This is a genomic window from Pseudomonas sp. LB3P14, from assembly GCF_054898045.1.
The window spans coordinates 5,775,929-5,797,952 of sequence record NZ_CM142714.1 but is presented as its reverse complement, the minus strand read 5'-3'; the positions used below and the strand labels follow the sequence as shown (position 1 = coordinate 5,797,952).

The window sequence follows — 22,024 nt, the reverse complement described above, 5'->3', positions numbered from 1 at the left end:
TTTGCCATGTTCAAACCAACTCCCAACCCGCCGGAAACCGACACCGGTTCCGAAGCATCCCTCGAAGCCGAAAAACTCAAGGAAGCCGCCGACCGCGTCTTTTCCTACTACTTCCCACCCCATGAAAAACCGCGCAAGCGCCGCAAGCATCACCTCTTCAGCGTCTCCCCCGACATCGACACCGAAGCCCTTCTGGCCAATGCATCCGAAGACCTGCTGTCCATCAGCGCCATTGCTGCCGATCTGGCGGACGACGTGGAAGGCTCACGCCGCTCTGTAGCCTTGGCGATCAGTCGTTTGACGGACGGTGTGCAGTTATTGGTGGAGCGGGCGCTGGATCATCATGAGACGGCGCAGATGGCGGCTCAGGCCAGGGTTTAGCGCAGAAACCCTTGTCATGATCGTTCCCACGCTCTGCGTGGGAATGCAGCCCGGGACGCTCCGCGTCCCATTCAAAGCCGAACGCGGAGCGTCCGTTGAGGCATTCCTTTGCTGCGCGTGGGAACGATCAGGTCCGCGATGAACTGAAGGACGCCATCTGTTCCTGCACTCGACTCAGAAGCTGTTCAGCACTTTCCAACAACTGCGCCAACAACGCCGGATCTTCATCCATATAACCTTCGTACTCCGCCAGGTTTCGTCGCTCATGACACAGGGCGAATAGCCGAACCTGTACTTTGCCGGTATCAGCGGTATGACCCAGGCATTGGAACACCAGATATCGCTTGTCTGAACGGTAGCCACACAAGCGAAGAGCCGTCAGTGCAAGGGCATGGGCAGCGTTGTAAGCCAGGTCGAAACGACTCGCGAAGGAAAGCGAAGACGTTTGCGCGTCTTTCAATCGATCCACAGCCGAACGCATGAGCCCTTCGCATTCCTTGCGATCCGGCGGCTCGGCTTTCAGTCCACCGCTACGTAACAGGTTTTCCAGGTTCTCGTTGCTGCCCATCCTTGGACTCCAAAGGGTTTCCCCCCATCAGATTGACCTTGTCCTGCTGCGCTACCCGCACGACAAAACTATTTTCAGCCGCCAGTTTTGCGGCCCAATCGTCGGGGGTGTAGAGGGTTGGATTGAGGACGCGGCCCAGTTGTTCCTCCAGAGGCATGAGCCGCTCCATCACTTCACTGTAGTGGAGGCTTTCGCCGATCAGCATGAGATCAATGTCACTGGATGCGTTTGCCGAATCCTTGGCGATAGAGCCGTACACAAATGCCCAAGTGATCTGTTCGGCAAAGGGTTGGAGCGCCTGACGCAGAGGCTCGGCAATACCAAAGGTTTTGCGGGCGATGCCCAGCAGTTCGGCATAGATCGGGCAGTCGGGATTGGCTTGATAGTGGGTCTGGTTGCCCTGACGGGTCATCGTCAGCACGCCTGTCCGCTGCAACCGATCCAGCTCGCGCATGAGACTGCCTTTACCCACTTGAGCCCAGCGGGCGATCTCGTTGGCGTAAAAACTTCGGTCGGGTTTACCAAACAGCAGGCCGAGCACTTTTTGCTGGGTGGTGGTGAACAAGGCTTCACTCAATGACAGGTTTTTCACGGCAACGACCGATAAGTCCCAAAAAAGGAACGATAGGTCCCTTTTTGGGAATCTTCAACCCGCGCAGAAACCTTTGTGGCGACGAGGCTTGTCGGAAGGTCCGACAGCCTGAGGTTTTGTGTTTAAAAGTTTCTCCGCAGGAACGGTGTGAGGCTACGCAGTCTGGCGTCGCGGCCTACAGCAATGCCGGAACCCGCCGACTGGCAGGCTTTTGCGCTGATCTATATCGTTTGTGTGTCGCTGCCAATTCAGCGATCGGGGCTGGAAACCCCGTAAGTAACGGGGCGCAAAAGCGTCCTTCATAACGTATGCTTGCGCACCTTTATTGTGTGCACTCCGTTATGGCGGCTGTGCGCGGGAGACTTAAGTGTCTGCCGGGTTTCTCCGTTACCCCGGGTTTCCAGCCGCGTACAGCTGCCACCTCTTCGCCTGGAAACCGAATGGGCCAGCTTCAACCCTGCACGGAGACTCACAATGTTCAAAGCTACTCCCAACCCGCCGGAAACCGACACCGGTTCCGAAGCATCCCTCGAAGCCGAAAAACTCAAGGAAGCCGCCGACCGCGTCTTTTCCTACTACTTCCCACCCCATGAAAAACCGCGCAAGCGCCGCAAACATCACCTCTTCAGCGTCTCCCCCGACATCGACACCGAAGCCCTTCTGGCCAATGCATCCGAAGACCTGCTGTCCATCAGTGCCATCGCTGCCGATCTGGCGGACGACGTGGAAGGCTCACGCCGCTCTGTAGCCTTGGCGATCAGCCGTTTGACGGACGGTGTGCAGTTATTGGTGGAGCGGGTGCTGGATCACTATGAGGCGTTGCAGATGCAGTTGCGGGATCAAGCCAAGGTTTAGCCGTCAGGTTTGAGGTGAATTGACGGCCGCCTTCGCGGGCAAGCCTCGCTCCTACACGGTTTTGTGCACGCCGCAGATCCCATGTAGGAGCGAGGCTTGCCCGCGAAGGGGCCAGTCAGATCAACCCAGCACTTACGAGCAACTCCTCCAACGCCAGCAAATTCGGCACCTTCGCCACTTGCTCCCCCACCTGAACCGCCGCCTGTTCCAGCGAGCACAACGGCACATCCACATAGCTCAACTGACTATCAAGCTTGTAAGACCGCGGAATTCCCTGCACCAGCAAGGCGATGAATTTCAAATCGGGCCGCCCACCGAGAGCATTGAGAATCACAATCCGCGCCCGTTCACCGATGACGATTTTCTGCCCACACGCCGACTCAAAACTCAGCAGCGGAATCTGCCGGTTCCGCCACGTTACCCGCCCGAGATACCACGGCGGCGTGTCGAGGTCGAAAGCCCCCGGCTGATAGTCGATCAACTCAGCAACAGCGACGTTGGGCAGGATCAGGTTGCGGTCGGCCAACGGCAGCAGCAGGCCGGTGAGGTTGCTGGTGCGGTGCTCAAGCATGGGTTTTGCTCCACAGGGCAATGCTTTCGAGCAGCACCGATTCCTGGTACGGCTTGCCGAGGTAGTCGTTGACGCCGATGGCCATGGCACGGTCGCGGTGTTTCTGCCCGGTGCGGGAGGTGATCATGATGATTGGCAGGTGCTGCAGACGTTCGTCGGCGCGTACCTGGGTCGCCACCTCGAAGCCGTCCATGCGTGGCATTTCGATGTCCAGCAACATCAGGTCAGGCCTGTGTTCTTCAAGCAGCAGCATGGCGTCGACACCGTCCTTGGCGGTCAGCACGTTCATGCCGTGGCGTTCCAGCAAACGGCTGGTGACCTTGCGCACGGTCACCGAATCGTCGACCACCAGCACCAGCAGCGGTTTATGCGGCTCGACCTCCGCCTCCTGAGTCACTGACTGTTGCGGCACACGGGCCTGCATGGCGCGGATCGGCGCCAGCAAATCGAGAATCAGCACCACCCGCCCATCGCCGAGAATCGTTGCGCCGGACAACCCCTGCACCGCCGCAAATTGCGGGCCGAGGCTTTTGACCACGATCTCGCGCGTGCCGGCCATGGAGTCGACTTGCACGGCGATGTGCCGCTCGTTGCACTGCACCAGCAATACCGGCAGCGGCAGGCTCTGGCCCAGCAGTTTCGGGCGGTGGCTGGTTTTCAGCAGTTCGCCGAGGTAGCACAGTTCATAGTGTTGCCCGGCGTATTTGTAGGTCGGCGGATCGAGCCGGTAATGCCCTTCAAGTTCGTTGGGCAGCACGCGAACGATGCCGTCGATGGTGTTAAGCGGGATCGCGTACTGATCATCAAAGCACTGCACCATCAGCGCCCGGTTGACCGACACGGTGAACGGCAGGCGAATCCGGAAGTGCACGCCCTGCCCCGGCACAGAGTCGATGCTCATGCTGCCGCCGAGCTGGCGGACCTCTTCGTGAACCACATCCATGCCGACCCCACGCCCGGAAATCTGGGTGATTTTCTCGGCGGTGGAGAACCCCGGTTGCAGGATGAATTGCAGCACATCGCGGTCGCTGATGTCGCTGTCCGGGGCCAGCAACCCGCGCTTGATCGCCTTGCGCCGCACCGCGTCCAGCGGCACGCCGGCACCGTCGTCGCGGATGTCGAAAATGATGTCGCCGCCCTCTCGCGACAGATCGAGGGTGATTCGCCCCTGAGCCGGTTTACCCGCCGCTATACGCACCTCGGCCGATTCCAGCCCATGATCCACGGCGTTGCGCAGCATGTGTTCCAACGGCGCGGCCATGCGTTCAAGGACATTGCGGTCCATCTCGCCTTCGGCATTGCCGACAATGAATTCCACATCCTTGCCCAGTTCGCTGGAGACCTGACGAACGATGCGCTTCAAACGCGGCAGCATCCGCTCGAACGGCACCATGCGCGTACGCATCAGGCCTTCCTGCAATTCGGTGTTGATGCGGCCCTGCTGTTGCAGCAAGTTTTCCGCGTCCTGATTGCGTCGGTCGAGGGTTTCCTTGAGGTCGAGCAAGTCAGAGGCGGATTCGAACAGCGCGCGCGACAGTTGCTGCAACTGTGAGTGGCGGTCCATTTCCAGCGGATCAAACTCTTCGTAGCCCAGGCGTTCGGCTTCGACTTGCTGGCGGCTGAGAATCCGCCCCTGGGTTTCAGTGTCGAGACGACGCAACTGGTCGCGCATGCGCTCGATGGTGGTTTCCATCTCGCTCAGGGTCACGCGCGCATCGTTAACCTGTTGTTCAATCCGGCCACGGAAAATCGACGTTTCGCCGGCCAGGTTCACCAGATCGTCGAGCAGTTCTGCCGAGACCTTGACCATGTCCGCGCCGGCATCGGGTTGTTGCGGTGCCGGCGGCTCGACTTTCGGGGTAGCGGACACCACGACCGGTGCCGGTGTTTCGGGCACGGCCGGATGACTGAAATTCTTGATCGCGTCGATCAGTTGATCGGCGGGCGGCAATGGCTGACCGGCACGGGTCGCGTCGAGCATCTGAGCCAGTCGGTCGTGGCTGCTTTGCAACAAGTCGAACAACGCGGAGGTGGGTTGCAGCACGCCAGCCGACAGGCCTTCGTAGAGGAATTCCAGCTCATGGGCGAGGTCGCCAATCGGTGCGATTTCCACCATCCGCGCGCCACCCTTGAGGGTGTGCAGGTCACGCAGCAGGGTTTCCACTTCCTGACGATTCGAAGGCTCGGCCTGCCAGCGCACCAGCGCCGCGCCGGAGTTTTCGATGATGTCGAAACCTTCCTCGAGGAAGATATCCAGAAGCTCCGGATCATGGCCCGGCGAATCCTCGGCCCGTGCAGGTTCGACCGCTTCAACAGCGATGACATTGCCCTGGCGAAACGCGCGAATGGCCTCGATCAGCTCGTCCGGATCGCCCAATGGTTGCTGGTTCTGCAACTGATCAAGCAGCTGTGCGAGCCGTTCATGGCTTTGTTGCAGCAGTTGCGCCAACGCTTCGTTGTAGGCGTAGCGGCGGTCCACCAGACCTTCATAAAGGCTTTCCAGCTCATGGGCCAGATCACCGACCGGCTCGACCTCGGCCATCCGCGCGCCCCCCTTGAGGGTGTGTAGATCACGCTGTAACGACAACAATGGCGCGGCGTTGTCCGGGTCGCTCACCCAGCGCTGCAAGGCCTGGCCAGCACTTTCGAGGATATCCACCGCCTCCTCGAGGAAGATCGAAACGATCTCGTCGTCCAACTCAACCTGGGTCGCGTTCTGCGCCAATTCGGCCGTGGCGCTGCCCAGTTCCCGAATACTCAAGGTACGGCTGCCGTCACTGCGAATCAGCCCCATCGCCGACGGATCGAGACTCGCATCCAGCAAACCGCGCAAGGCCCGGACCCGCTCCGGTTGCGGGCTGACTTCCTGGCCCGCGGCCAGTTCGTCGAGCATGTTGATCAGCGCTTCGTGAGCACTTTGCGCCTCGTGGAAAAACGCCTCGCTGACTGCCAGGCTGCTTTCTTCTACCGCACCGTAGAGATCGAGCAACGCTTCGCAAAGCTCATCCACCGGATGCAGGTCAGCCAGGTGGGCGCCTTCGCCCAAGGTGGTCAATTCATCCAGCAGCGCGCTGAGTTCCTGACGCTCGCCGGGATGTTGCTGCCAGCGCTGCAACAGGCTTTCGGCGTCGAGCAGGATGTCCATCCCTTGCGCGAGGAAGTTATTGATCAGTTGCGGATCACGCTTGATGCGCAACCGGGTATTCGGTGCACTCAGGAGGGTTTCCAGACGCTCGGCCAGCAATGCCTGAGTTCGCTCGATCAACGAGCGGGCGCCGGGAATCTCCGCCAGTGGATCAGTCTTGAGCTGCCGTAGCCCGAGACGGAACAGTCCTTCAGCTTCGAGCAACAGTTCGACTTCGTCCAGGTCCAGGGCGATCAGGTGCGCCTTGTACTCTCGGGCCAGATGATCCAGTGGCGTCGCCAGCTCGGCAATCGGCAATACGCCGGCCATGGAGGCGCTGCCCTTGAGGGTATGCAGGGCCCGCTGCAACTCATCGCTGGCCTGCAACGGCACGTGCTCGGCGGCTTGATCGAGGAAGCGGTTGAGGCTGCCCAAGTGGGTTTCGGCTTCGTTGCGGAAGATCTCAAGCAGCAGCGGATCGAGGGCTGCGACGTCCTGTACGTCTTCATCGAGTATCGATTCATCGCCCTTGGCCAAGGCGTGGGCGCGTGAGGCCAATTGGTCGACATCGTTGCGCTGGCGCTGGGCATGGGCAGCAAACTCGGCCACCAGTTCCGGTAGCAGATGCAGCGCATCGCCCAGCAGTTGCTGCACCGCCGGCCCCGGTGGAACGCTGTGTTCCAGTACGCGGTTGAGCAGGTTTTCCATCGCCCAAGCCAGTTCGCCCAGCACCAACGCGCGGACCATCCGGCCACTGCCTTTCAACGTATGGAAGGCCCGGCGCAGTTCGCTCAGGGTCGACTTACTCTCGGGATCGGCCGACCAGCGCGGCAGGTATTCCCGGAGAATTTCCAGGACTTCATCGGTTTCTTCGAGGAAAACTTCCCGCAGCTCATCGTCCACCGGCTCTTCACCGGCGGGTGGCGGCAACAGGCTTCCCGGAGTGGTCAGGGCGGGCGGGTTGACGCAAGACACGGGGCTGGCCAAGACATCGGCCAGTGACTGGACGGTGTCAGGGTCGTCCAGTTCCTGCAGATCCTGCAAGACCTGCGCTTCACTCGGGCTGAGCACATCCTCAAGCACCGGCACCTGCTGCTCGCTGGGGAAAAAGCCGAGTGACGCCAGGCTTTTTTCCGCGACGTCGAGCAACTGTTCACCGGGCGCTTCGGGGTCGTCGCTAAGGCGCTCCAGGTAATACTCGATGCTGGTGACGACGTCGGCCAGGCTGTCCAGTTCCTGCCAGCCGGGGTGATCCGGATCCAGCAGCAGGTGCTCGCGGATGAAGTGGTTGCACGTTTCGATCAGGCTCGCCGCACGGCTCAACGGAATCATCGCCAGCGCACCGCGCACCTGGGTCAGCAAGGCCGGCAGTGGCTGCAAGTGCTGGCGGTCCCAGTCGGCGTCGATGTAGTCGACGATCATGTCCTTGGCCTGTTGCAGGCAGATGCGCGTTTCCTTGATCACGATCTGATGGATCTGTGTCAGGTCGGTGGTCGGCAGGCGGCTTTCTTCCTGGCTTTCCGGCTCGACGGTGCCGACCATGCCGGCGAGGGTTGCTTCGACGTAGAGCAAGGCACCGGCGACGTCCATGAGGATCGCGTCGTTGGGCTCACGCTGGCCTTGGGCGAGGCTCAGCACCACCGCCAGTTGATCAATGATGACCTTGCGTGGCTGGCCGAAACCGAGCACCGCCAGGGTGTCGGCGATTTGCCGCAGTGGCGCCAGCAGGCTTTCGAGGTCCGAGGTGTGTTGGCGGTCACTGCGCACGAACAGGTCCAGGCGCTCCTTGACCCGCACCAGCTCTTCACACAGCGCAGCCAGCACCGAGCGCATGGCATCGCGGTCGGGACCGGCCAGCCGTGCTCGTTCTTCGTCGACCATCGCGCTGTCAGGCAGCGCGTCGTCCAATCCGTAGCGATCTTTCATGGTCAGCATCTGCCCGGTGGGATGTTCGGCCTTGGCAATGTAGAACAGCAAACTCTTGAACAACTCCAGCGGCGCCGGCTGATTGATTCCGGGCATGCCCTGCTCGAGCAGGCGCTTCAGCTCTTTGTCGGCGTCTTTGAACAGACTGCGCAACGCCGGACTGTTGGCGATCGAGCCGCCGCGCATGCCTTCGACCAGCGCCGAGGCGACGTGCCACAACGGGCTCAGGGGTGCGTTGCCGCACAGTCCTTCGAGACGCGTAAAAACCCTGGTCAGATAATCGAGGTTGGTTTCGCCGTCCTGCTCACGCAGCAATCCGACCAGGGCCATCTGCAACATCTGCCGCAACTTGCGCAGCACGTTCGGTAAATCGGCCGGTTCCAGTAGCGCCAGCGACTCTTCGTCCAGTGGCGGCAGGTCCGGCAATTGCGGGCTGAACAGGCTGGTTTCCGACAACAGGCTTTCGCCACGGGCGCTGCGCAGATCGTTGATCAGCGGCAGCACCACCAGCGGCAGGTCGCGACGGGCGCCTTGCACCCGGTCGAGGTAAATCGGCAGCTGCCCAAGCGCTTGCAGCAACAGATGGATCGCCTCATCGCGATGACTGACGCGGCTCTGCTGCAAGGCGGTGATCAGCTGTTCTATCTCTTCGGCGAGCAGCGCCGCGCCGTAGAACTCGACCATCTGCAAACTGCCGTGAACCTGATGGACGCACGCCAGGCATTCACTGAGGGCGTGCGTCGCCTGCGGGTCATCAAGCAGGGTTTCGATGGCCTGATGAGCCACTTTCAGCGTTTCGGCAATCTCGCCTTTGACCCACTCGAGGGCCACATAGTCGTGCCGATCACCCATAACCACTCCGTTCACTGCTCTACTCAAAATAAGCAAACGCTCGCGGGCGCTTCACACTTTATCCGCAGCCTGCGCCTTGGCGGCCGGCAAGGTGAAACCGGACACCGAGCGCCGCAGCTGGCTGGCCATTTTCGCCAGGTTGCCAATGCTCTCGGCGGTGGCGGTGGAGCCGGACGAAGTCTGCGTGGTGATCTGCTGGATCACGTTCATCGTCAGGGAAATCTGACCGGCCGAGGACGTCTGTTGCTGCGCTGCGTTGGAAATACTCTGGATCAACGCTGCGAGAGTCTTCGACACGCCTTCGATTTCTTCCAGGGCCACTCCGGCATCCTGCGCCAGACGCGCGCCGCGCACCACTTCGGTGGTGGTCTGCTCCATGGAAATCACTGCTTCGTTGGTGTCGGTCTGAATCGCTCGCACCAGGGTTTCGATCTGCCGGGTGGCGGCAGACGAGCGCTCGGCCAGCCGCTGGACTTCATCGGCGACCACCGCAAAACCGCGCCCGGCATCACCGGCCATGGAGGCCTGGATCGCCGCGTTGAGCGCGAGGATGTTGGTCTGGTCGGCAATGTCATCGATCAAGCTGACAATGTCGCCGATTTCCTGAGATGACTCGCCGAGGCGCTTGATGCGCTTGGCGGTGTCCTGAATCTGCTCGCGAATATTGTCCATGCCGTGGATGGTGTTGTGCACCACCTCATTGCCCTTGTTGGCGATTTCCACCGAACGCTCGGCCACCGCTGAGGATTCGGCGGCGTTGGCCGAGACCTGGTCGATAGACTGGGCCATGTCGTTGATCGCGGTGGAGGCTTCGGCTATCTGCTGCGCCTGATGCTCCGAAGCCTGCGCCAGGTGCATGGCGGTGGCCTGGGTTTCCTGCACGGCGGCAGCAACCTGGCCAGCGGTGAGGTTGATGGTCGCCACCAGGTCGCGCAATTGGTCCACGGAATAGTTGATCGAGTCGGCGATGGTCCCGGTGAAGTCTTCGGTCACCGAGGCCGTCACGGTCAGGTCGCCGTCCGCCAAGTCTTCGATCTCGTCGAGCAGGCGCATGATTGCGTTCTGGTTGCGTTCATTTTTCTCGGCGGTTTCGCGCAACTGACGATTGGTTTCGCGAACCATCACCAAACCAATGAGGATGATCGACATCAGTGCCAGCAGGCCCAGCACGTAGCCGCCAATGGTGTCGGTGTTGCGCCCGCCGGCCAGGTTTTCGAAACCGCCGGCCAGGTGCGAGGCTTCGTCGAGCAGGGTCTGCGACAGGGTGAAAATATTGGTGGCCGATTCGCGGACCTTGAACAGCTCCGGCGAGGTTTCGAGGATTTCATCCACCGAGCCCGAAACGAATTCGAACAGCTCGGAAATTTCGGTCAACCGCGCGCGAGCGTCACGGTCTTCAACCTGGCTGACCTTCAGTGACGGATTGCCCTGGAGCATGCCGTTGAGCACCTGGCCGAATCGCGCAGCATCGCGACCGAAGGCGTCGGCGGCCTGCTGCGAATTTTCATCACCGGACAACACGGTGTTCACCGCACCGAGAATCCGTTCAGCCAGTAACGATTGACGCTGGGCCATGGCGACCTGTGCGGCCGGGGCACCGCGCTGGAGGAGAATTTCGACGACTTTTTCATACTCGACCTGCAACTGCGGCACAGTTTCGGCCAGGGTCGCGGCGACTTGGTGCAGCGACAGCACGGTCTGTTCGCTGGAGAGGATCGCGTCGGTGTTTTTCAGCAGGCGTTCCCAGTCCAGTTGCACGGCGCGCATTTCCGGGCGCACGCTGGAAGGTGCCGGCGGCAGGCCGGTGGAGGGATCGCCTTTCTTCAAATAGCCCCAGCGTTGGGCAAAGTCATTGCGCGCATCGCTCAGCAGTTTGAACGCCGCAGCCTTGCCGGCAGCGGCTTCGGTGGCGTTCTTGGCAATGCGCTGGGACAGCACGCGCAGCTCACCGGCGTGGCCGATGTACTGTTTATCGTACGTGGCCTGGGTATTGAGGTAAGCGAAGTTGGCAAACAGCAGCATGATGAAGACAATCAGCGCGATGAACAGCGCGATGATCTGCGACCGGCTGCGCGACCCTTCTGGCTTGCCTGTTTTTGCTTTTATCATCGGTCCTCGCCTGTTAACCAACCTTTAGAACCCACCGAAAATCCTTTGTGGGAGCGAGCCTGCTCGCGAAGCGGTGTGTCAGTCGACATCAATGTTGAATGAGCAACCGCTTCGCGAGCAGGCTCGCTCCCACATGGGTCATACCGCTACATACATAAAGCTCTGCGACTGCGCCAATGCAAACGGGCTGAACACCTCCCAGTTCTGCTCGCGCTGAAACCGGCCTTTGATGAACGGTGCAATCGGGCCGCTCAAGGTATCTACCGGCTCCAGACTGTCCTGGGCAAAGTGCTGGAGGCCGAAGACTTCATCGACCATCAACCCGGCAAACACGTCGTTGTGCTCTACCACCAATACTCGCCGCTGCATACGTTGAGTTGACAGTTCATGGCCAAGCTCATTACCAGAAAAGAAGCCGCATAAATCCATGATCGGCAGCAGCCGTCCGCGCAGGTTGGCAACGCCCTTGACCCAAGGTTTGACCCCCGGCAACTGGGTGAAGCGCGGCTCATGCAAGACTTCGCTGACTTCGCCCATGGGCGCGACGTACCAGTGCTCGCCCAGCCGAAAGCCGATGCCACTCCAACTGTCTTGTCGGGTCGGCTGGGACGGCAAGTCCGCCGCCAGCAGACGACAACGCTGGTCGATCTGCAGCAGCAGTTCGAAGGCAGTCAGCGACTCGGTCATGGCCGGACGATCAACCGGCCAGCACGTTGTTCAGGGTCTTGATCAGGGTGTCTTCGTCGACCGGTTTGGTCAGGTAATCCTTGGCGCCCTGGCGCGTGCCCCAGACTTTGTCGGTTTCCTGATCCTTGGTGGTGATGATGATCACCGGGATATGCCCGGTTTCCGGGTCTTTGGTCAGCTGGCGAGTCGCCTGGAAACCATTGAGGCCGGGCATGACGATGTCCATCAGCACCGCGTCGGGTTTTTCCTGACGGGCCAGCGCCACACCGTCGGCACCGTTTTCGGCTTTCAACACTTCATGACCGTGCTTTTCCAGCATGCCGGTCAGTTTGTACATTTCAGTCGGCGAATCATCGACGATCAGAATACGTGCCATGGTCTTCCCCATTCTTGTCGACGCCGGGCCCGCTGGCCGAGCGTCACTGTGCGTGTCCTACTGCGGCAAAACGGCGGCGAAGCCCGGTACATGGGCCTGGATCGCGTTCAGCAGTTCTTCCTTGCTGAAAGGCTTGGTCAAAAACTGGTCGGAGCCGACGATGCGTCCCTTGGCCTTGTCGAACAGCCCGTCCTTGGACGACAGCATAATCACTGGCGTGGACTTGAACGCACTGTTGTTCTTGATTAAAGCGCAGGTCTGATAGCCATCCAGACGCGGCATCATGATGTCGACAAAGATGATGCCGGGGTGATTGTCGGCAATCTTGGCCAGGGCATCGAAACCATCGATGGCCGTGATCACTTCACACCCCACGTTCTTCAACAACGTTTCGGCGGTGCGGCGAATCGTCTTCGAATCGTCGATCACCATGACCTTCAAGGCGCTGGAATGCTGTTCCATAAATGCTCTGCCGTCGCCTTTGCGAATCAAATTGTCCATTTCCGATAACCGGAGGCTCGAAACCCTTGATGTTCAAGGGCCGGCACGATATGGCAGCCTTTTTAGCACAGTCTCCAAATCCAATCTATCGGGCGACTGGCGCGGTGGTTTTTCCTTGACCGGGAACACACTCAGCGCCAATCTGACGCCACTTTTTCGTGTCCATTCGGACCACCCAAATTCGAGGAAAAACCCATGAGCGTTCGCGTCGGGATTGTCATGGATCCTATTGCCAGCATTTCCTATAAAAAGGATAGCTCGCTGGCCATGCTGCTGGCCGCACAGAAGCGCGGCTGGGAACTGTTCTATATGGAACAGAGTGATTTGTACCAGGCCGAAGGTGAAGCGCGTGCGCGGATGCGTCCGCTGAAAGTCTTCGCCAACCCGCAAAAATGGTTCGAACTGGAAGCCGAGACCGACGCGCTGCTGAGCGACCTGGACGTGATCCTGATGCGCAAGGATCCGCCGTTCGACATGGAGTTCGTCTACTCCACTTACCTGCTGGAGCAGGCCGAGCGTGCTGGCGTATTGGTGGTCAACAAGCCGCAAAGCCTGCGTGACTGCAACGAAAAACTGTTCGCCACGCTGTTCCCGCAGTGCACGCCGCCGACTATCGTCAGCCGTCGCCCGGACGTACTGCGTGAATTCGCCGATCACCACGGCGACGTGATCCTCAAGCCGCTGGACGGCATGGGTGGCTCATCGATTTTCCGTCACACCGCTGGCCACCCGAACCTGTCGGTGATCCTCGAAACCCTGACCCTGCATGGCAAGCAGCAGATCATGATTCAGGGTTATCTGCCGGCCATCGTTGAAGGTGACAAGCGCATCCTGATGATCGACGGCGAGCCGGTGGATTACTGCCTGGCACGAATTCCTGCCGCCGGTGAAACCCGTGGCAACCTCGCCGCCGGCGGCCGTGGCGAAGCCAGACCGCTGACCGAGAAAGATCGCTGGATCGCCGCACAAGTCGGCCCGACCCTGCGCGAGAAAGGCCTGCTGTTCGTCGGCCTGGACGTAATCGGCGAGCATCTGACGGAAATCAACGTCACCAGCCCGACCTGCATTCGCGAAATTGATAATGCGTTCGGCACCGACATCGGCGGCCTGCTGATGGATGCCATCGATCAGAAGCTCAAGGCTCGTTGATATAGAACAGCCAAGATCTAACCAACATTGCGTTATCATCCGCGGCCTGTGAAAAACGCGATGTTGGTTTTTTTGTCATGACACTCCCGTCCGATCTGCCCGCTGAACTCGCCCACCGTGGCGTGCGCCCGGCCGATCGCCTCGGTTTTACCCTGTTTCTCGCGGCGCTGATTCACCTGGCCTTGCTGTTGGGCGTCGGGTTCACCATGGTCGAACCCAAGCAAATCAGCAAAACCCTGGAAATCACCCTCGCCACCTTCAAGAGCGAAAAGAAGCCCGAAAAAGCCGATTTCCTCGCCCAGGAAAATCAGCAAGGCAGCGGCACCCTGGATAAAAAGGCGATTCCCAAGACCACCGAGGTCGCGCCTTTCCAGGACAGCAAGGTGCAGAAAGTCACCCCACCGCCGGCGGCCAAGCCCGAAGTGAAGGAAGCGGCGCCCAAGGCAGCCGTGACGACCGTCGCGCCGAAGCCGAAAAAAGCCGCGGCCAAAACCGAAGAACCCAAGCCCGTCACCAAACCCGCAGTGGCTGCGCCGACGTTCGACAGTGAACAGCTGTCCACCGACATTGCCAGCCTGGAAGCGGAACTGGCCAAAGAACAACAGTTGTATGCCAAGCGCCCGCGCATCCACCGCCTGAGCGCCGCGTCGACCATGCGCGACAAGGGCGCCTGGTACAAGGACGAGTGGCGCAAAAAGGTCGAGCGCATCGGCAACCTGAATTACCCCGACGAAGCGCGACGCCAGCAGATCTACGGCAATTTGCGCCTGATGGTTTCGATCAACCGCGACGGCTCGCTCTATGAAGTGCTGGTGCTGGAGTCATCCGGGCAACCGCTGCTGGATCAGGCCGCCCAGCGCATCGTGCGTCTGGCGGCGCCGTTTTCGCCGTTTACCGGGGATTTGTCGGATATCGATCGTCTGGAAATTATTCGGACCTGGAAGTTTGCTCGCGGGGACCGGTTGTCCAGTAATTGACCGATTGATTTGTGGTGATCGGGCCGACACCTTCGCGGGCAAGCCTCGCTCCTACAGGTCATACGCCATTTTCGCGGTACATACTAATCCCGTAGGAGCGATGCTTGCCCGCGAAGAGGCCCTCAAGCAATACCACACCAAAAAGACACCATCGAAGCCATTTCCGACGCATCCCCAGCTTGTCAGTTCGCCCCTCCAACGCCACACTAGCGCTCATGAAGAACGTCAGCCCCAGCTACCTCAAGCATCACTTCCTGATCGCCATGCCTCACATGGTCGACCCGAACTTTGCGCACACCTTGACCTACATCGTCGAGCACACGGCCAATGGTGCCATGGGGCTGGTGGTCAATCGTCCGCAAGACCTCAATCTGGCCGATATCCTCGAGCAACTGCGCCCCGACATCGAACCGCCGGTGCTCTGCCAGCATGTGCCGATCTTCATCGGCGGCCCGGTGCAGACCGATCGCGGTTTTGTGCTGCACCCCACCGGGCAGAGTTATCAGGCTACCGTTGAGCTCGATGAGCAACTGGCCCTGTCGACTTCTCAGGACGTGCTGTTCGCCATCGCCGACGGCGTCGGTCCGGCGAAAAGCCTGATCGCCCTCGGATACGCAGGCTGGGAAGCCGGGCAGCTTGAAGCCGAACTGGCCCAGAACGCCTGGCTGACCTGCCCGTTCGAAGCCGATATTTTGTTCAACACCAGCAGCGAACTGCGCCTGGAAGCAGCGGCCAAGCACCTGGGCGTCAATCTCAGCCTGCTAACCAGCCAGGCGGGGCACGCCTGATGGCCCTGCGCCTGATTTTGGGTTTCGACTACGGCACCAAACAGATCGGCGTCGCGGTTGGCCAGGTAATTACCGGCCAGGCCCGCGAGCTGTGCACCTTGAAGGCACAAAATGGTATCCCCGACTGGAATCAGGTCGAAGCCCTGATTAAAGAGTGGAAGCCTGATGCCGTGGTGGTTGGCCTGCCCCTGAACATGGACGGCACACCGAGCGACATGTGCCTGCGCGCCGAGAAGTTCGCCCGCCGCCTGAACGGCCGCTACAACCTGCCCTTCTATACCCACGATGAGCGTCTGACCACGTTCGAGGCCAAGGGCGAGCGTCTGGTCCGTGGCGGCCAGAAAGGCAGTTACCGCGACAACCCGGTGGACGCCATCGCCGCCGCCCTGCTGCTGCAAGGCTGGCTCGACGAAAACAGCGCACTGTTCGAATCCTGAAGAGCCAGACCTCGTCTCTATTAGCTACAACCCGAGCCACATCCGCCAAGACCCGGCTCGGGCCCAAGAAGGAGCAACCATGAGCCTGCCCAATCCCGCCGAACTGATCAGCCAGATGGCAATCCGTCTCAAAGCACACCTGGAACACCGTGGCATCAGCGAACCGCGTTACATCGGTATTCGTACCGGTGGCATCTGGGTCGCCCAGGCGTTGCTCGATGAACTGGGCAGCGACTCGCCCTTGGGCACCCTGGACGTCTCCTTCTACCGCGACGATTTCAGCCAGAACGGCCTGCACCCGCAAGTGCGCCCGTCCGCGCTGCCGTTCGAGATCGAAGGCCAGGACCTGGTGCTGATCGATGACGTGCTGATGAGCGGTCGGACCATCCGCGCCGCCATGAACGAACTGTTCGACTACGGCCGTCCGGCCAGCGTGACGCTGGTGTGCCTGCTGGACCTGGACGCCGGCGAGCTGCCGATCCGCCCGAATGTGGTCGGTGCGACCTTGTCGCTGGCGGCCCACGAACGCGTGAAGCTGTCCGGCCCGGAACTCAAGCTCGAACTGCAAGACCTCGCCCTTTAATTCGCCCTATTGAGAGTCCCCCTCGCGATGACGCCTCTAGAAACCAAGCGCCCGCTGCAGCTCAATGATCAGGGTCAGCTGCGCCACTTCCTCTCGCTCGACGGTTTGCGCCGCGAGCTGCTGACGGAAATCCTCGACACCGCCGACTCGTTCCTCGAAGTCGGCGCCCGGGCGGTGAAGAAAGTCCCGTTGCTGCGCGGCAAGACCGTGTGCAATGTGTTCTTCGAGAACTCCACCCGCACCCGCACCACCTTCGAACTGGCAGCCCAGCGGCTGTCGGCGGACGTGATCACGCTGAACGTGTCCACGTCGTCGGCGAGCAAGGGTGAAACCCTGCTCGACACGCTGCGCAACCTTGAAGCCATGGCCGCCGACATGTTCGTCGTGCGCCACGGTGATTCCGGCGCGGCGCACTTCATCGCCGAACATGTCTGCCCGCAAGTGGCGATCATCAACGGCGGCGACGGCCGTCACGCCCACCCGACCCAGGGCATGCTCGACATGCTCACCATCCGTCGGCACAAGGGCGGCTTCGAAAACCTCTCGGTGGCCATCGTCGGCGACATCCTGCACTCGCGGGTGGCGCGCTCGAACATGCTGGCCCTGAAAACCCTCGGTTGCCCGGACATCCGCGTCATCGCGCCGAAAACCCTGCTGCCAATCGGCATCGAGCAATACGGCGTGAAGGTCTACACCGACATGACCGAAGGCCTGAAAGACGTCGACGTGGTGATCATGCTGCGCCTGCAACGCGAGCGCATGACCGGCGGCCTGTTGCCGAGCGAAGGCGAGTTCTACCGCTTGTTCGGCCTGACCACCGCGCGCCTGGCCGGCGCCAAACCGGATGCCATCGTCATGCATCCGGGGCCGATCAACCGCGGTGTGGAGATTGAGTCGGCGGTGGCCGACGGCCCGCACTCGGTGATTCTCAACCAGGTCACCTACGGCATCGCGATTCGTATGGCTGTGTTGTCCATGGCCATGAGCGGGCAGACTGCCCAGCGCCAATTCGAGCAGGAGAACGCCCAGTGAAACTCAGCATTCTCGGCGCCCGCGTCATCGATCCGGCCAGCGGCCTGGATCAAGTGACCGATATCCACGTTGAAGCCTGCAAGATCGTCGCCCTTGGCGCTGCGCCGGCCGGTTTTGTCGCCGTCGACACGATCAACGCCAAAGGCCTGGTCGCGGCCCCTGGGCTGGTTGACCTGAACGTCGCCTTGCGCGAACCGGGTTACAGCCGTAAAGGTTCGATTGCCAGCGAAACCCGCGCCGCCGCCGCCGGTGGCGTCACCAGCCTGTGCTGCCCGCCGAAAACCAAACCGGTGCTGGACACCTCGGCCGTGGCCGAACTGATCCTCGACCGCGCCCGCGAGGCCGGCAACACCAAAGTCTTCCCGATCGGTGCCCTGAGCAAAGGCCTGGACGGCGAACAGCTTGCAGAGCTCGTTGCCCTGCGCGATGCCGGCTGCGTGGCCTTCGGCAATGGCCTGGAGAGCTTTCGCAACACCCGCACGCTGTGCCGGGCGCTGGAATACGCGGCGACATTCGACCTGACGGTGATTTTCAACTCTCAAGACCGTGACCTGGCCGAAGGTGGCCTGGCCCACGAGGGCCCGACCGCCAGCTTCCTCGGTTTGCCGGGCATTCCGGAAACCGCTGAAACCGTGGCGCTGGCCCGGGATCTGCTGCTGGTCGAGCAAAGTGGCGTGCGCGCGCACTTCAGTCAGCTCACCAGCGCTCGTGGCGTGGCCCTGATCGCTCAGGCCCAGGCTCGCGGGCTGCCGGTGACCGCCGATGTGGCCTTGTATCAGCTGATCCTGACCGACGAAGCGCTGATCGACTTCAGCAGCCTCTATCACGTCCAGCCGCCGCTGCGCACCCGCGCCGACCGCGACGGCCTGCGTGAAGCTGTGAAATCGGGTGTGGTGTCGGCGATCTCCAGTCATCACCAACCCCACGAGCGGGACGCCAAACTGGCGCCGTTCGGTGCCACCGAGCCGGGCATCAGCAGCGTTGAACTGCTGCTGCCGTTGGCGATGACACTGGTGGAAGACGGTTTGCTGGACCTGCCAACGCTGTTGGCGCGTTTGAGCACCGGACCTGCCGAGGCGTTGCGCCTGCCGGCGGGCAAACTGGCGGTGGGTGGACCGGCGGACATCGTGCTGTTCGATCCGGCGGCTTCAACCGTGGCCGGTGAGACCTGGCTGTCCAAGGGCGAAAACTGCCCGTTCATTGGCCACAGCCTGCCGGGTGTGGTGCGTTACACCCTGGTGGATGGGCGGATTAGCCATCAGGCATAAGCGCAATCTGATCGTTCCCACGCTCTGCGTGGGAACGCAGCCAGGGACGCTCCGCGTCCCAAGAGCGGACGCGGAGCGTCCGGTGAGGCATTCCCACGCAGAGCATGGGAACGATCATCAACGGCTCTGCGCATTGCGAATCGACACCTGATCATTCAGCGTCCAGAAGTCATACAGCACCCCCAGAAAGAACAACCCGCCCGTCACCAGGTACAGCAATCCGCTGATCCACTTCCCCTGATACATCCGGTGTACGCCAAATACCCCAAGAAACGTCAGCAGAATCCACGCCACGTTGTACTCGATAGGTCCGGCGGTAAAACGCAGGTCCGCTTCACGATCCATGGCCGGGATCAGAAACACGTCAATCAGCCAACCGATACCCAATAAACCGAAGGTGAAGAACCAGATCGTCCCGGTCACCGGCTTGCCGTAATAGAAGCGGTGAGCGCCGGTAAAACCCAAAATCCACAGCAGGTAACCGATCACTTTGCTGTGCGTGTCTTGATGCGGAACGGGCTGTTGATAGGTGTTCATGAAGGACCTCGATTCACACGATAGATAAATATTCTTGAATTCTTTGTGACTTTTTTACAGGTGGCCGACGTATGGCAGATGTTACCTTGTCTCCCGTCAAAGCCTTGTGCCACCTGACTTGTGTCCGACAATTGCGTCCATTTGCCGCTAATTTGGTTCCGTTGACCTCAAGTTGAATCGACCAACGGCCTCGGAAGGGACAAAAAAGCTGTTATAAAGTTGCGCGCTAACTTATATGAGCCTTGCCTAATGCGTCCATTTTTCAAGACATGGCTAACCATTTGCCTTTTGATGCCACTGGCCGCCCACGCCACCAATCGTGAGCAACGTCTTCCTAACGTTAATGGTTACACCCAAAAATCCCATGTTTCTGCTCCTTCGAGCAAAAACAAACAGAGCGTAAAACGCTCTCCCCAGCTGAGCAGCAACAAAAGCAGCCTGATACCGCCGATGGCGGCCAAGGAAAGCAGCAATGTGCTGAGCCGTGCAGTTAACGTCCTCGGTACTCCATACCGTTGGGGTGGCAGCAGCCCAAGCAAAGGGTTCGACTGCAGTGGCCTGGTGAAATACGCGTTCAACGACGCTACGTTTGACCTGCCGCGCACCTCCAACGCCATGGCCAGCGGTCATGGGGAGAAAGTCGATCGCAAGGATCTGAAGCCTGGCGACCTGATTTTCTTCAACATCAAGAGCCGTCGGGTCAATCACGTTGCCATCTACCTGGGCAACGACCGCTTCATCCACGCACCACGCCGTGGCAAGTCGGTGAGCATCGACACTCTGAAGAAACCCTACTGGGAAAGCCACTACGTGGTTGCCAAGCGGGTTATGCCTAAAGAGAAGAACGCCATACAGGTTGTTCAGCGCTAACCTGATCGTTCCCACGCAGAGCGTGGGAACGATCAACTTCTTTCAGAAGTTATCCGGCGAACGCGCCTTCTCCCGCGCTTGCTCGCGGCTGATCAACCCCTTGGTTACCAGCTCCTTCAAGCACATATCCAGCGTCTGCATTCCCAGGTTCCCCCCGGTCTGAATCGATGAGTACATCTGCGCCACCTTGTCTTCGCGGATCAGGTTACGGATCGCTGACGTGCCGAGCATGATTTCGTGGGCTGCGATCCGCCCGCCGCCGATCTTTTTGACCAGCGCCTGCGACACCACCGCCAGCAACGACTCGGAAAGCATCGAACGGACCATAGACTTCTCGTCCCCCGGAAACACATCCACCACCCGGTCGATGGTTTTTGCCGCTGAGGTCGTGTGCAGCGTGCCAAACACCAGGTGACCGGTTTCGGCGGCGGTCAACGCCAGCCGAATGGTCTCTAGATCCCGCATCTCACCGACCAGAATCACGTCCGGGTCCTCCCGCAGGGCCGAGCGTAGCGCCGTGGCGAAACTGCGAGTATCACGATGGACTTCACGCTGATTGATCAAGCATTTGCGCGACTCGTGGACGAACTCGATCGGGTCTTCGATCGTGAGGATGTGCTGATGGCGGTGGGTGTTCAGGTGATCGATCATCGCCGCCAGGGTGGTGGACTTGCCGGAACCGGTCGGGCCGGTCACCAGCACCAGCCCCCGCGGAGCTTCGGTAATCTTGCGAAACACTTCTCCCATACCAAGGTCGTCCATGCTCAGGACCTTGGACGGAATGGTCCGGAACACCGCGCCGGCACCACGATTCTGGTTGAACGCGTTAACCCGAAAGCGTGCCACGCCGGGCACTTCAAAGGAGAAATCGGTTTCCAGGTGCTTTTCGAAGTCCACCCGCTGAGTGTCGTTCATGATGTCGTAGATCAGGGCCTGAACCTGCTTGTGGTCCAGGGCCGGCAAATTGATGCGGCGCACGTCGCCGTCGACGCGGATCATTGGCGGCAAGCCGGCGGACAGGTGCAGGTCAGACGCTCCTTGTTTAGCGCTAAAGGCCAGCAGTTCAGTGATATCCATAGCGCTCCCCAATTCCAGTAGAATGCCGCCAACCTTCAGACCGCTGGCGCCTCTTGATGTCCACGATAGCAGACAACATTCTTCAGGTTAGTTCACGCATCCACGCCGCTGCCGTCGCCGCAAAGCGCGACGAAGACAGCGTCCAGTTGCTGGCCGTGAGCAAGACCAAGCCGGCCGAGGCCGTGCGTGAAGCGTATGCCGCCGGTATCCGCGACTTTGGCGAGAACTACCTGCAGGAAGCCCTGAGCAAACAGCTCGAATTGGCCGACCTGCCCTTGATCTGGCACTTCATCGGCCCCATTCAATCGAACAAGACTCGCGCTATCGCCGAGCATTTCGCCTGGGTGCATTCCGTGGATCGTTTGAAAATCGCACAACGCCTGTCCGAACAACGTCCTGCCGATTTGCCACCACTGAACATCTGCATCCAGGTCAACGTCAGCGGTGAAGCCAGCAAGTCCGGCTGCACCCCGGCCGACCTGCCAGCCTTGGCCAATGCCATCAGCGAACTGCCACGCATCAAGCTGCGCGGGTTGATGGCAATCCCCGAGCCAACTGAAGATCGTGCCGCCCAGGATGCCGCTTTTGCTGCCGTGCAGCGCCTGCAAGCCAGCCTGAACCTGCCGCTCGACACACTTTCCATGGGCATGAGCCACGACCTCGAGTCGGCCATCGCTCAAGGCGCCACCTGGGTCCGCATCGGCACAGCCCTGTTTGGCGCTCGTGGTTCTCATTAAATGCATGGTCAGCCATAACGTGGCTGA

The 22,024-nt window shown here is 60.5% G+C and carries 21 protein-coding genes; 11 read left to right on the top strand and 10 right to left on the bottom strand.

The features are described from left to right. Positions 1 to 6 precede the first annotated feature (6 nt). Complete coding sequence (locus ACYZT5_RS26515) at positions 7 to 381, top strand: DUF6124 family protein (protein ID WP_462048072.1); 375 nt, start codon at positions 7 to 9, stop codon at positions 379 to 381. Positions 382 to 508: 127 nt separating this feature from the next. On the opposite strand, the gene ACYZT5_RS26510 is transcribed toward ACYZT5_RS26515, so the two are convergent. Continuing rightward, entirely contained in the window at positions 509 to 949 is a 441-nt protein-coding gene (locus tag ACYZT5_RS26510; RefSeq protein WP_462048071.1) for a hypothetical protein, read from the bottom strand. Continuing rightward, positions 912 to 1,541, bottom strand: a complete 630-nt coding sequence (locus ACYZT5_RS26505) for a nucleotidyltransferase domain-containing protein (RefSeq protein WP_462048070.1) — start codon at positions 1,539 to 1,541, stop codon at positions 912 to 914. The genes ACYZT5_RS26510 and ACYZT5_RS26505 overlap by 38 nt, the downstream gene beginning before the upstream one ends. 474 nt (positions 1,542 to 2,015) lie before the next feature. On the opposite strand from ACYZT5_RS26505, the gene ACYZT5_RS26500 reads away from it, so the two are divergent. Then, positions 2,016 to 2,396, top strand: coding sequence for a DUF6124 family protein (locus ACYZT5_RS26500; protein ID WP_462048069.1), 381 nt, complete (start codon positions 2,016 to 2,018; stop codon positions 2,394 to 2,396). 115 nt (positions 2,397 to 2,511) lie between these two features. Here ACYZT5_RS26500 and ACYZT5_RS26495 read toward each other — a convergent pair whose 3' ends face one another. From ACYZT5_RS26495 to pilG, 6 genes are all read right to left on the bottom strand, one after another. After that, on the bottom strand, positions 2,512 to 2,967 hold the full coding sequence (locus ACYZT5_RS26495; protein WP_462048068.1) for a chemotaxis protein CheW: 456 nt from the start codon (positions 2,965 to 2,967) through the stop codon (positions 2,512 to 2,514). Then, a complete protein-coding gene (locus tag ACYZT5_RS26490) occupies positions 2,960 to 8,869 on the bottom strand; it encodes an Hpt domain-containing protein (RefSeq protein ID WP_462048067.1) in 5,910 nt (1,969 codons plus the stop codon). The genes ACYZT5_RS26495 and ACYZT5_RS26490 overlap by 8 nt, the downstream gene beginning before the upstream one ends. 51 nt (positions 8,870 to 8,920) lie before the next feature. Continuing rightward, the gene (locus ACYZT5_RS26485; protein WP_462048066.1) at positions 8,921 to 10,978 is read right to left on the bottom strand and encodes a methyl-accepting chemotaxis protein; all 2,058 of its coding nucleotides are present in this window, start codon (positions 10,976 to 10,978) and stop codon (positions 8,921 to 8,923) included. 138 nt (positions 10,979 to 11,116) lie between these two features. After that, on the bottom strand, positions 11,117 to 11,665 hold the full coding sequence (locus tag ACYZT5_RS26480) for a chemotaxis protein CheW (RefSeq protein WP_462048065.1): 549 nt from the start codon (positions 11,663 to 11,665) through the stop codon (positions 11,117 to 11,119). Between the two features lie 10 nt (positions 11,666 to 11,675). Further along, the gene (gene pilH / locus ACYZT5_RS26475) at positions 11,676 to 12,041 is read right to left on the bottom strand and encodes a twitching motility response regulator PilH (RefSeq protein ID WP_007897961.1); all 366 of its coding nucleotides are present in this window, start codon (positions 12,039 to 12,041) and stop codon (positions 11,676 to 11,678) included. A gap of 57 nt (positions 12,042 to 12,098) precedes the next feature. After that, positions 12,099 to 12,503, bottom strand: coding sequence for a twitching motility response regulator PilG (gene pilG / locus ACYZT5_RS26470; protein WP_008152601.1), 405 nt, complete (start codon positions 12,501 to 12,503; stop codon positions 12,099 to 12,101). A gap of 234 nt (positions 12,504 to 12,737) precedes the next feature. Between pilG and gshB the strand changes: the two genes are divergently transcribed. The 7 genes from gshB to ACYZT5_RS26435 all read left to right on the top strand — a co-directional run bounded on the left by gshB (position 12,738) and on the right by ACYZT5_RS26435 (position 18,776). Further along, complete coding sequence (gshB, locus tag ACYZT5_RS26465) at positions 12,738 to 13,691, top strand: glutathione synthase (RefSeq protein WP_462048064.1); 954 nt, start codon at positions 12,738 to 12,740, stop codon at positions 13,689 to 13,691. A 77-nt stretch (positions 13,692 to 13,768) separates the two neighbouring features. Continuing rightward, entirely contained in the window at positions 13,769 to 14,668 is a 900-nt protein-coding gene (locus ACYZT5_RS26460; RefSeq protein WP_462048063.1) for an energy transducer TonB, read from the top strand. A 215-nt stretch (positions 14,669 to 14,883) separates the two neighbouring features. Beyond that, positions 14,884 to 15,456 carry a YqgE/AlgH family protein gene (locus ACYZT5_RS26455; protein WP_462048062.1) on the top strand — a complete coding sequence of 191 codons (573 nt, stop codon included), beginning with the start codon at positions 14,884 to 14,886 and terminating at the stop codon, positions 15,454 to 15,456. After that, positions 15,456 to 15,893, top strand: a complete 438-nt coding sequence (gene ruvX, locus ACYZT5_RS26450) for a Holliday junction resolvase RuvX (RefSeq protein ID WP_008007435.1) — start codon at positions 15,456 to 15,458, stop codon at positions 15,891 to 15,893. The genes ACYZT5_RS26455 and ruvX overlap by 1 nt, the downstream gene beginning before the upstream one ends. A 79-nt stretch (positions 15,894 to 15,972) precedes the next feature. Then, the gene (pyrR, locus tag ACYZT5_RS26445) at positions 15,973 to 16,476 is read left to right on the top strand and encodes a bifunctional pyr operon transcriptional regulator/uracil phosphoribosyltransferase PyrR (protein WP_462048061.1); all 504 of its coding nucleotides are present in this window, start codon (positions 15,973 to 15,975) and stop codon (positions 16,474 to 16,476) included. Positions 16,477 to 16,503: 27 nt separating this feature from the next. Then, the gene (locus tag ACYZT5_RS26440; protein ID WP_007939362.1) at positions 16,504 to 17,508 is read left to right on the top strand and encodes an aspartate carbamoyltransferase catalytic subunit; all 1,005 of its coding nucleotides are present in this window, start codon (positions 16,504 to 16,506) and stop codon (positions 17,506 to 17,508) included. Then, on the top strand, positions 17,505 to 18,776 hold the full coding sequence (locus ACYZT5_RS26435; protein WP_462048060.1) for a dihydroorotase: 1,272 nt from the start codon (positions 17,505 to 17,507) through the stop codon (positions 18,774 to 18,776). Before ACYZT5_RS26440 ends, ACYZT5_RS26435 begins: the two co-directional genes overlap by 4 nt. A gap of 117 nt (positions 18,777 to 18,893) precedes the next feature. Here ACYZT5_RS26435 and ACYZT5_RS26430 read toward each other — a convergent pair whose 3' ends face one another. After that, complete coding sequence (locus ACYZT5_RS26430) at positions 18,894 to 19,313, bottom strand: NINE protein (RefSeq protein WP_462048059.1); 420 nt, start codon at positions 19,311 to 19,313, stop codon at positions 18,894 to 18,896. 249 nt (positions 19,314 to 19,562) lie between these two features. Between ACYZT5_RS26430 and ACYZT5_RS26425 the strand changes: the two genes are divergently transcribed. Next, on the top strand, positions 19,563 to 20,183 hold the full coding sequence (locus tag ACYZT5_RS26425; RefSeq protein WP_462048058.1) for a C40 family peptidase: 621 nt from the start codon (positions 19,563 to 19,565) through the stop codon (positions 20,181 to 20,183). A 42-nt stretch (positions 20,184 to 20,225) separates the two neighbouring features. On the opposite strand, the gene ACYZT5_RS26420 is transcribed toward ACYZT5_RS26425, so the two are convergent. Beyond that, on the bottom strand, positions 20,226 to 21,260 hold the full coding sequence (locus tag ACYZT5_RS26420; protein WP_462048057.1) for a type IV pilus twitching motility protein PilT: 1,035 nt from the start codon (positions 21,258 to 21,260) through the stop codon (positions 20,226 to 20,228). A 56-nt stretch (positions 21,261 to 21,316) separates the two neighbouring features. On the opposite strand from ACYZT5_RS26420, the gene ACYZT5_RS26415 reads away from it, so the two are divergent. After that, complete coding sequence (locus tag ACYZT5_RS26415) at positions 21,317 to 21,997, top strand: YggS family pyridoxal phosphate-dependent enzyme (protein WP_462048056.1); 681 nt, start codon at positions 21,317 to 21,319, stop codon at positions 21,995 to 21,997. Positions 21,998 to 22,024 lie beyond the last annotated feature (27 nt).

What these genes read in the sequence shown, in the direction of transcription:
- ACYZT5_RS26515 (WP_462048072.1), top strand. Translation starts at nt 7, where the DNA reads ATGTTCAAACCAACTCCCAACCCGCCGGAAACCGACACCGGTTCCGAA.
- ACYZT5_RS26510 (WP_462048071.1), bottom strand. Translation starts at nt 949, where the DNA reads ATGGGCAGCAACGAGAACCTGGAAAACCTGTTACGTAGCGGTGGACTG.
- ACYZT5_RS26500 (WP_462048069.1), top strand. Translation starts at nt 2,016, where the DNA reads ATGTTCAAAGCTACTCCCAACCCGCCGGAAACCGACACCGGTTCCGAA.
- ACYZT5_RS26495 (WP_462048068.1), bottom strand. Translation starts at nt 2,967, where the DNA reads ATGCTTGAGCACCGCACCAGCAACCTCACCGGCCTGCTGCTGCCGTTG.
- ACYZT5_RS26490 (WP_462048067.1), bottom strand. Translation starts at nt 8,869, where the DNA reads ATGGGTGATCGGCACGACTATGTGGCCCTCGAGTGGGTCAAAGGCGAG.
- ACYZT5_RS26485 (WP_462048066.1), bottom strand. Translation starts at nt 10,978, where the DNA reads ATGATAAAAGCAAAAACAGGCAAGCCAGAAGGGTCGCGCAGCCGGTCG.
- ACYZT5_RS26480 (WP_462048065.1), bottom strand. Translation starts at nt 11,665, where the DNA reads ATGACCGAGTCGCTGACTGCCTTCGAACTGCTGCTGCAGATCGACCAG.
- pilH (WP_007897961.1), bottom strand. Translation starts at nt 12,041, where the DNA reads ATGGCACGTATTCTGATCGTCGATGATTCGCCGACTGAAATGTACAAA.
- pilG (WP_008152601.1), bottom strand. Translation starts at nt 12,503, where the DNA reads ATGGAACAGCATTCCAGCGCCTTGAAGGTCATGGTGATCGACGATTCG.
- gshB (WP_462048064.1), top strand. Translation starts at nt 12,738, where the DNA reads ATGAGCGTTCGCGTCGGGATTGTCATGGATCCTATTGCCAGCATTTCC.
- ACYZT5_RS26460 (WP_462048063.1), top strand. Translation starts at nt 13,769, where the DNA reads ATGACACTCCCGTCCGATCTGCCCGCTGAACTCGCCCACCGTGGCGTG.
- ACYZT5_RS26455 (WP_462048062.1), top strand. Translation starts at nt 14,884, where the DNA reads ATGAAGAACGTCAGCCCCAGCTACCTCAAGCATCACTTCCTGATCGCC.
- ruvX (WP_008007435.1), top strand. Translation starts at nt 15,456, where the DNA reads ATGGCCCTGCGCCTGATTTTGGGTTTCGACTACGGCACCAAACAGATC.
- pyrR (WP_462048061.1), top strand. Translation starts at nt 15,973, where the DNA reads ATGAGCCTGCCCAATCCCGCCGAACTGATCAGCCAGATGGCAATCCGT.
- ACYZT5_RS26440 (WP_007939362.1), top strand. Translation starts at nt 16,504, where the DNA reads ATGACGCCTCTAGAAACCAAGCGCCCGCTGCAGCTCAATGATCAGGGT.
- ACYZT5_RS26430 (WP_462048059.1), bottom strand. Translation starts at nt 19,313, where the DNA reads ATGAACACCTATCAACAGCCCGTTCCGCATCAAGACACGCACAGCAAA.
- ACYZT5_RS26425 (WP_462048058.1), top strand. Translation starts at nt 19,563, where the DNA reads ATGCGTCCATTTTTCAAGACATGGCTAACCATTTGCCTTTTGATGCCA.
- ACYZT5_RS26420 (WP_462048057.1), bottom strand. Translation starts at nt 21,260, where the DNA reads ATGGATATCACTGAACTGCTGGCCTTTAGCGCTAAACAAGGAGCGTCT.
- ACYZT5_RS26415 (WP_462048056.1), top strand. Translation starts at nt 21,317, where the DNA reads ATGTCCACGATAGCAGACAACATTCTTCAGGTTAGTTCACGCATCCAC.